Annotated in this window: 8 protein-coding genes; 5 read left to right on the plus strand and 3 right to left on the minus strand. The window is 67.7% G+C overall.

Going from position 1 to position 8,550, the window contains the following annotated elements:
- The 3 genes from AC1D12_RS17050 to AC1D12_RS17060 all read left to right on the plus strand — a co-directional run.
- Nucleotides 1-246: PfkB family carbohydrate kinase (locus tag AC1D12_RS17050; protein WP_477841716.1), on the plus strand; the 246-nt coding region annotated here is incomplete at its 5' end.
- On the plus strand, nt 243-1,238 hold the full coding sequence (gene rfaD / locus AC1D12_RS17055; protein WP_477841718.1) for an ADP-glyceromanno-heptose 6-epimerase: 996 nt from the start codon (nt 243-245) through the stop codon (nt 1,236-1,238). The genes AC1D12_RS17050 and rfaD, both read left to right, overlap by 4 nt.
- A gap of 105 nt (nt 1,239-1,343) precedes the next feature.
- Nucleotides 1,344-1,658, plus strand: a complete 315-nt coding sequence (locus AC1D12_RS17060; RefSeq protein ID WP_477829246.1) for a ComEA family DNA-binding protein — start codon at nt 1,344-1,346, stop codon at nt 1,656-1,658.
- 257 nt (nt 1,659-1,915) lie between these two features.
- Here AC1D12_RS17060 and AC1D12_RS17065 read toward each other — a convergent pair whose 3' ends face one another.
- The 3 genes from AC1D12_RS17065 to dnaE all read right to left on the minus strand — a co-directional run bounded on the left by AC1D12_RS17065 (nt 1,916) and on the right by dnaE (nt 7,196).
- Nucleotides 1,916-3,106, minus strand: a complete 1,191-nt coding sequence (locus tag AC1D12_RS17065; RefSeq protein ID WP_477841720.1) for a patatin-like phospholipase family protein — start codon at nt 3,104-3,106, stop codon at nt 1,916-1,918.
- Between the two features lie 53 nt (nt 3,107-3,159).
- Complete coding sequence (locus AC1D12_RS17070) at nt 3,160-3,588, minus strand: hypothetical protein (protein WP_465114006.1); 429 nt, start codon at nt 3,586-3,588, stop codon at nt 3,160-3,162.
- Between the two features lie 104 nt (nt 3,589-3,692).
- Nucleotides 3,693-7,196, minus strand: coding sequence for a DNA polymerase III subunit alpha (gene dnaE, locus AC1D12_RS17075; protein WP_477841722.1), 3,504 nt, complete (start codon nt 7,194-7,196; stop codon nt 3,693-3,695).
- 52 nt (nt 7,197-7,248) lie between these two features.
- Here dnaE and AC1D12_RS17080 point away from each other — a divergent pair, with 52 nt between their 5' ends.
- Nucleotides 7,249-7,989: a sulfurtransferase gene (locus AC1D12_RS17080; RefSeq protein WP_477826320.1), complete on the plus strand. Its 741-nt coding sequence runs from the start codon at nt 7,249-7,251 to the stop codon at nt 7,987-7,989.
- Between the two features lie 42 nt (nt 7,990-8,031).
- The coding region (locus AC1D12_RS17085; protein WP_477841724.1) for a DinB family protein at nt 8,032-8,550 on the plus strand (519 nt) is incomplete at its 3' end.

Below are 8,550 nucleotides of genomic sequence, written 5' to 3' on the forward strand. Positions count from 1 at the left end.
GAAGAAGGCATGTCGCTGTTCGACGAGAACGCCGACGGCAGCGACGGCCACACCCGCGTGCCGGCGCAGGCGCGCGAGGTGTTCGACGTGACTGGTGCCGGCGACACCGTGATCGCGACGCTGGCCGCGATGCTCGCGTGCGGCATCAACCTGCGCGAGGCCATGCCGATAGCCAACCGCGCCGGCGGCATCGTCGTCGGCAAGTTCGGCACGGCCAGCGTCAGCTACGAGGAGTTGTTCGAATGAAGGTGGTGGTTACCGGCGCAGCCGGCATGATCGGCAGCAACATCGTGCACGGGCTCAACGCCATCGGCATCGACGACGTGATTGCCGTCGACGACCTGACCGACGGCCCGAAGTACCGCAACCTGCTGGGCGCGAAGCTCAGCGACTACTTCGACAAGGGCGAGTTCTACGCGCGCTTCGCGAACGGCGACTTCGGCAAGGTCGACGCGGTGCTGCACCAGGGCGCGTGCTCCGACACGATGGAGCACGACGGGCGCTTCATGCTCGACACCAACTACCGCTGCAGCAAGGACCTGCTCGACGCCTGCCAGGCGCAGGGCACGCGGCTGCTGTATGCGTCGTCGGCGGCCACCTACGGCGGCAGCGACACCTTCCGCGAAGAGCCGGCGTTCGAGCGGCCGCTGAACGTCTACGGCTACTCGAAGCTGCTGTTCGACAACGTGGTGCGGCGCATGCTGCATGCCAACCGCAGCCAGGTGGTGGGCTTCCGCTACTTCAACGTCTACGGCCCGCGCGAGCAGCACAAGGGCCGCATGGCGTCGGTGGCGTTCCACCACTTCAACCAGTTCCGCGAGACCGGCAAGGTGAAGCTGTTCGGCGAGTACGGGGGCTACGGGCCGGGCGAGCAGAACCGCGATTTCATCTTCGTCGACGACGTGGTCGCGGTGAACCTGTGGTTCCTGCAGCACCCGGGGCAGAGCGGCATCTTCAACCTCGGCACCGGGCGCGCGCAGCCGTTCAACGACGTCGCCGAGGCCACCGTCAATGCGTCGCGCGCGCTGAAGGGCGAACCGCCGCTGCCGTTGAGCGAGCTGGTCGCGAAGGGGTTCATCGAGTACATCGAGTTCCCGCAGGCGCTGGTCGGCAAGTACCAAAGCCATACACAGGCTGACCTGTCGCGACTGCGCTCAACAGGTTGCGACCATGCGTTCACCGATGTGGCCGGTGGCGTGAAGCGCTATGTCGACTGGCTCGCGGCAGCGGGTCAATAAGGTGCATCTGTACCGGTCCTGACCGGTCAACGCTCCCTCGAAGGGCCTCGTTAGGCCGGCGGGTTGTCAACCGGCAATCCGTCAACCTTCCAGGAGAGGATCACCATGTTCAAGAAGACCATCATCGCCACGTTGCTGGCGCTGTTCTCGGCGCTGGCGTTTGCGGCGGGCGTCGACATCAACAAGGCGACGCAGGCCGAGCTCGAAGCGGTCAAGGGGATCGGTCCGGCGATGGCCACGCGCATGCTGACCGAGCGCAAGAAGGGTGAGTTCAAGGACTGGAGCGACGTGATGGGTCGCGTGAAGGGCGTGAAGGAGCACCAGGCCGCGAAGCTGTCCGATGCCGGCCTGACGGTCAACGGTGGGGCCTACAAGGCCGCGGCTGCGACCGATTCCAAGAAGGAACCGATGAAGAAGTGATCACTGCACCAGGCCACGAACCTGGTTGCTGCAACGCCTCGCGCTATCGCGGGGCGTTTTCGTTTCTTGCTTCGTTGTGCTGTGCGCGCAGGTTGTGTTCGTGGGCCCGCAAACAGCGCAGGCTTCGATACCTCAGCCCGAACGGGTGGCGAGTGTTCGACGCAGGCCCGCCACCATCCGTTCGGACTGAGGTATCGAAGTCCCGTCTGGCCCGCGAAGGCTCGTCGCATCGATCCACTGCCTTTGCTGCGTCGACCTCAGCGACCATCCCAGCCGAAAAAGCGCGCGACTTCCTCGCGCCGCTTCAGCGTGTCGGCCACGCCCAGCGCCACCAGCTCACGCGTGTACGGCGCCTCGAACAACAGGTAGCTCGCCAGTGCCGCACCGCGCGTATCGGCACCGCGGCCCGAGACCCCCACGCCGCGCAGCAGCGCCCGCACCGGCGCCGGCAGGCTCGCCAGGTGCTTGGCCGCGAGATCGTCGAGCCGCTCGCTCGGCGCAATCACCAGCACGTCGATCGGCCGCAGGCTGGTGCGCGCGAGCGCCTCCGGCGGCAGCAGCGACAGCGTGTTGTTGACCCGCTGCAGCCGCTCCACGTCCACCGCCAGCGCATCGAGAAAGATGTTCGACAGCGCATGGCCGGCGATCTGCGCGATGTTCGGGTAGTCGCCGTTCACCTGCCGGCGCCCCGGCGGCTCGTGCATGCGGCCGGCACCGACCACCAGGATGCGGCTCGCCCCCAGGTGCACCGCCGGCGAGATCGGCGCCGATTGGCGCATCGAGCCGTCGCCGAAATACTCGACCATGCCCTCGAAGTTCAAGGGCACGGCAGGGAACACGAACGGGATCGCGGCCGAGGCCAGCAGGTGCGGCACGGTGATCGCATCGCGCACCGCGACGCGTTGCGAACGCGTCCACGGCACGATGTCCTGCACCGAATCGTAGAAGGTCACGTGCGTGCCCGAGCTGTAGCTCGACGCGGTCACCGCCAGCGCCTTCAGGTGCCCGGCGTTCATCAGCTCGTGCAGCCGGCCCACCGACACCATCTGCCGCAGCAACGCATCGAGCGGCGAGTTGTCGAGCAGCGAGCGCGGGCGCGCGCGGCGCCAGCGGGCGATCACCCAGCCGATCGACATCATCGTCAGCCAGCGCGCGCCGGTGCGGATCACGCCGATCGAGTCGGAGCGGTACACCTGCTCGGCGCGGAAGTTCTCCCACACCTCGCACAGCGCCGCGACGGCCGCGTCGAAGTCGTCGCAATGGCTGGCCAGCGCGGCGGCATTGATCGCGCCGGCCGAGGTGCCGGTGATCACGGGGAAGGGATTGCTGCGGTCGTCCGGCGAGACCTCGCGGCGGATCTGCGCGAGGGCCTTCAGGACGCCGACCTGGTAGGCGGCACGGGCCCCGCCTCCGGTGAGGATCAGGCCCGTGGTGGGTGGTGGCGGCATGGGCCCCGAGTGTAGACACCCCGGGCCCGCCGACCGATCCGGTTCAGCCCGGATCAGTGGTCGTGCTTGTCGCGCTTGTCTTGCTTGTCGTGCTTGTCATGCCCGCGGCCATGGCCCCGGCCGTGGTCATCGCGGCGGTCGTGGTCATGCTCGTGCTCACGGCGCCAGTGCTCCTGGTACCAGTCCTCGCGCACGAAGTACACCGGCTGCCCGCAGGCCGCGTACTGGCCGCAGTAGCGCTTCCAGTTCTTCTGGTGTCCGGGCGGAACGCGCAGGTAGATCGGGCGGCGTTCGACGACGACCGTCGGCGGCTGCTGGATGATGATCGGCTGCGGGTTGATCACGACCGGCGGCGGCGCATTGCCGATGTCGATGCGGCCGTAGACGCCCGGCTGGCTGACGCTGACCGACACGCCAACGTCGGTGGCAAAGGATGATGCACTGGCAACGGCCAGCGTGATCAGGGCGAGTGCTTGCTTCATAACGACCTCCTGCGTGTTGACGCAGATCTGATGATGAACCTAGAACGTTGCTGAAGCGTGTGGTGCCGACAGGGAATGTGCCAACTCGTGACTACTGGTAAGTACTACTCGTAAACGATGCCGGCCCGCCCATGCGCGCTCTCGACCCAGCGCGCCAGCGCCGCATCGCTCGGGAAGAAGCGGCTTTCCTCGCCCAGGTCGAGTTCACCGACGGCCGCTTCGCGCTGCACCACCAACCGCACTGCCAGGCCCTGCGTCGTCGTGCCCTGGTCGGTCTGCACGCGCCGGCTCGGGAAGTCGCGCAGCACCTCGGCCACCGGCGGCACGCTGCCGTTGACCTCGACGCGCAGGTACTTGCCGAAGCGGCAGCGCGCGGTCGCGAGATCCCACACCTGCTGCACGTTCAGGCGCATGCCGCCGGAGAAGCGGTCGGGCTGCACCTTGCCGGAGACGATGATCAATTCGTCGTCCTTCAGCAGGTCCTTGTTGGCGTTCAACAGCTCCTCGTTGGCCACCGCCTCGATCGCCTCGCTCTTGTCGTCGAGCTTGAAGATCGCGACACGGCCGCGCTGGCCGTTGATCACCCGCAGGTCGCCGACGATGCCGGCCAGCATCTGCGGCTCGCGGCTGTCGATCACGTCGGCGATCTTGCGCTTGGCGAAGCGCCGCACCTCGTCGCCGCTCTGGTCGAACAGGTGGCCCGACAGGTAGAAGCCGAGCGCGACCTTCTCGAAGCTGAGCCGCTCCTTGATGCTCCACGGCGGCACCTGCACCAGCTCGGGCTCCTGCGTCGACRCTGCATGGGAGTCACCGAAGTCGAACAGCCCGCCCTGGTCGGCGTGCGCGGCCTGCGTGTCGGCGTACTCGAACGCGAGCCCGATGCTCGCCACCAGCAGCGAGCGCTCCGGGTGCAGCAGGTCGAAGGCACCGGCCTTGATCAGCGCCTCGACGGTTCGCTTGTTCATGCGGCTGCGGTCGACCCGCGCGCAGAAGTCGAACAGGCTCTTGAACGGGCCGCCGTCGGTGCGCGCCTGCACGATCGCCTCGATCGCGCTCTGGCCGGTGCCCTTGATCGCGCCCAGGCCGTAGCGCACCACCTTGTCGGCGACCGGCTCGAAGCGGTGCGTGCCGGTGTTGATGTTCGGCGGCTCGAAGGTGATGCCCAGCATCACCGCGTCGTCGTGGAAGATCTTGAGCTTGTCGGTGTCGTCCAGCGCGACGCTCATGTTGGCCGCGGTGAACTCGGCCAGGTAGTGCACCTTCAGCCAGGCCGTGTGGTACGCGAGCAGGGCGTAGGCGGCAGCGTGCGACTTGTTGAAGCCGTAGCCGGCGAACTTCTCCATCAGGTCGAAGATCTCGTTCGCGAGCGGCTCGGCGATGCCGTTCGCGGCCGCGCCCTCGGCGAAGGTCGCTCGGTGCTTGACCATCTCCTCGAGCTTCTTCTTRCCCATCGCGCGGCGCAGCAGGTCGGCGCCGCCGAGCGAGTAGCCGCCCAGGCGCTGGGCGACCTGCATCACCTGCTCCTGGTAGACCATGATCCCGTAGGTCTCTTCCAGCACCTCCTTCATCAGCGGGTGCGGGTACTCGACCTCCTCGCGGCCGTGCTTGCGCGCGCAGAAGCTCGGGATCAGGTCCATCGGGCCCGGGCGGTACAGCGCCACCAGCGCGATGATGTCCTCGAAGACGCTCGGCTTCGCRTCYTTCAGCATGCGCTGCATGCCGGTGGATTCCAGCTGGAACACGGCCACCGTCTTGCCCTCGCTCATCAGCTGGTAGGCGCCGCGGTCGGTCAGCGGGATCTTCTCGAACGCGAAATCCTTGCGCGACGGATGGCGCGCGACGATGAAGTCCTTCGCCATCTCGAGGATGGTCAGCGTCGCGAGGCCCAGGAAGTCGAACTTGACCAGGCCGATCGCCTCGACATCGTCCTTGTCGAACTGGCTGACCGCGCTGTTGCTGCCGGGCTGCATGTACAGCGGGCAGAAATCGGTGATCTTGCCGGGCGCGATCAGCACGCCGCCGGCGTGCATGCCGATGTTGCGCACCATGCCCTCGACACGCTCGGCCAGCGCGAGCAGCTCGGCGACCTCTTCCTCGTTCTTCTCGCGCTCCTCGAGCTCCGGCGCCTCGGTGCGCGCGTAGATGATGCCGCTGTCGGGCTTGTCGCCGGGGCGCTTCAGCGTGACGGTCTTGCCGGGCGGTGCCGGCACCAGCTTCGCGATGCCGTCGACGTGGCCGTAGCCCATGCCGAGCACGCGGCCCACGTCGCGCAGCGCGGCCTTGGCCGCCATCGTGCCGAAGGTCGCGATCTGGCTGACGGCCTCGCGGCCGTACTTGTCCTTCACGTAGTCGATGACGCGGTCGCGGTTGCCCTGGCAGAAGTCGATGTCGAAGTCGGGCATCGAGACCCGCTCGGGGTTCAGGAAGCGCTCGAACAGCAGGTTGTAGCGCAGCGGATCCAGGTCGGTGATCTTCAGCGCATAGGCCACCAGCGAGCCGGCGCCCGAGCCGCGGCCCGGGCCGACCGGGCAGCCGTGGGTCTTGGCCCAGATGATGAAGTCGGCCACGATCAGGAAGTAACCGGGGAAGCCCATCTTCAGGATCGTATTGATCTCGAAATCGAGCCGGTCCACGTAGCGCGACATCTCGCGCTCGCGCTGCGCCGCGTCCGGGTACAGGTGCAGCATGCGCTCCTTCAGCCCCTCGTGCGATGCGTAGCGGAAGTAGGCCTCGGGCGCCATGCGCTCGCCATTGACCTCGGGCGTCGGGAAATCGGGCAGCTGCGGCTTGCCGAGCACCAGCGTCAGGCTGCAGCGCTTCGCGATCTCGACGCTGTTGGCGAGCGCGCTCGGCAGGTCGGCGAACAAGGCCTCCATCTGCGCCTGCGACTTGAAGTACTGCTCACGCGTGAAGCGCTTGACGCGCCGCGGGTTGGTCAGCGTCTCGCCCTCGGCGATGCAGGTGCGGGCCTCGTGGGCCTCGAAGTCGTCCGGCGTCTGGAACTGCACCGGGTGCGTCGCGACCACCGGCAGGCGCAGCGCGGCCGCCAGCGGCACCGCGGCGCGCACATGGGCCTCGTTGGTCGGCTGGCCGGCGCGCTGCAGCTCGAGGTAGAAGCGCTTGTCGAAGATCGCGGCCAGCTTCTGCGCCGCCGCGGTGGCACGCGCGGTGTCCTGCGCCATCAGGGCCTGGCCGATCGAGCCCATCTCGGCGCCCGACAGCGCGATCAGCCCACCGTTGAGTTCCTGCAGCCAGTCGAGCTTGTGCCAGGCCTGCGCGCGCTGCGCGTTCAGCACCCAGCCGCGCGACAGCAGCTCGCACAGGTTGTGGTAGCCCGCCGCGCTCTGCACCAGCAGCAGCAGGCGGCTCGGGTTCTTCTCGCCGACGGTGGTGTCGGGCTCGAGCCAGATGTCGGCACCGATGATCGGCTGCACGCCCTTCTTGCGGGCGGCGCTGTAGAACTTGACCGCGCCGAACAGGTTCGACAGGTCGGTGATCGCGAGGGCCGGCTGGTGGTCCTGCGCGGCGGCGTCCACCAGCTCGTCGATCCGCAGGGTGCCATCGACGACGGAGAACTCGGTGTGGGTGCGCAGGTGGATGAAAGCCATCGGGCGATTTTAGAGAGCCTGCGCTCCGTAAAATGCCGGGCTTCGCACGAATATGAAACCCATCCTCAACATCTCCGCCTACCTGTTCGTGACCCTGACGGACACGCAGGCGCTGCGCGAGAGCATTCGCTCACAAGCAGCCGGTCACCACCTGAAGGGCACGGTGCTGCTCGCCGAAGAGGGCATCAACCTGTTCCTGGCCGGCGCGCCCGACGCGGTGCGCGGCTTCGTGGCCTGGCTGCGCGGCGACGCGCGCTTCGCGGCACTGGCGCCGAAGGAGAGCCTGTCGGATGCGGTGCCGTTCGGCAAGCTGCTGGTGAAGGTCAAGCCCGAGATCATCCGGATGAACCACCCGCAGTTCCGGCCCGAATCGGGGCGCGCCCCGGCGGTCGACGCGCGGACGCTCGCGCGCTGGCTCGATGCCGGCCATGACGACAGCGGCCGCGAGGTGGTGATGCTCGACACCCGCAACGCCTTCGAGGTGGACCACGGCCGCTTCGAGAACGCGATCGATTGGCGCATCACCAAGTTCACCGAATTCCCGCAGGCGCTGCGCGCGCATGCGGCCGAGCTGCAGGGCAAGACGGTGGTCAGCTACTGCACCGGCGGCATCCGCTGCGAGAAGGCGGCGCTGTTCATGGCCGAGGCCGGCGTCGAGAACGTGCTGCAGCTCGAGGGCGGCATCCTGAAATACTTCGAGGAGGCCGGCGGCAGGCACTTCGACGGCCACTGTTTCGTGTTCGATGAAAGGGAATCCGTCGACGCGGCACTGCTGCCGGCGAGATCGGTGTAAGGTCGCTGCGATCGGCGCCGACCGACGGCGCAGGAGACACCGATGCAGTCCCACAGCTTGCCCCGCAGCGGCAGCCTTCCCGTCCAGCCGAACAGTCCGCTCGGCAATCGGTATGCCCAGGTTCGCGAGACCAGCCTCGCGCTGGCCGCGCCGCTGTCGCCCGAAGACTGCCAGGTGCAGTCGATGCCCGACGCGAGCCCGACGAAGTGGCACCTCGCGCACGTCACCTGGTTCTTCGAGACCTTCCTGCTGGAGCGCTTCGAGCGCGAGTTCCAGCCGCACGACGCGCGCTTCCGCGTGCTCTACAACAGCTACTACAACGGCATCGGCGACCAGTACCCGCGCGCCAAACGAGGCCTGGTGACGCGCCCGGCACTGGCCGACGTGCTGCGCTACCGCGCCGATGTCGATGCGCGCATGCAGGCGCTGATCGCGCAGCGCGGCGGCGATGCGGAACTGGCCGCGCTGGTCACGCTCGGCCTGYACCACGAACAGCAGCACCAGGAGCTGCTGCTGACCGACATCAAGCACGCGCTGTCGTTCAGCCCCGGCCACCCCGGC

The sequence above is a fragment of the Rhizobacter sp. P1_G5 genome (assembly GCF_056405435.1).

Coding starts and splice junctions, on each gene's coding strand:
- AC1D12_RS17070 (WP_465114006.1), bottom strand. CDS start 3,588: ATGAAGCAAGCACTCGCCCTGATCACGCTGGCCGTTGCCAGTGCATCA.
- AC1D12_RS17065 (WP_477841720.1), bottom strand. CDS start 3,106: ATGCCGCCACCACCCACCACGGGCCTGATCCTCACCGGAGGCGGGGCC.
- AC1D12_RS17060 (WP_477829246.1), top strand. CDS start 1,344: ATGTTCAAGAAGACCATCATCGCCACGTTGCTGGCGCTGTTCTCGGCG.
- rfaD (WP_477841718.1), top strand. CDS start 243: ATGAAGGTGGTGGTTACCGGCGCAGCCGGCATGATCGGCAGCAACATC.
- AC1D12_RS17080 (WP_477826320.1), top strand. CDS start 7,249: ATGAAACCCATCCTCAACATCTCCGCCTACCTGTTCGTGACCCTGACG.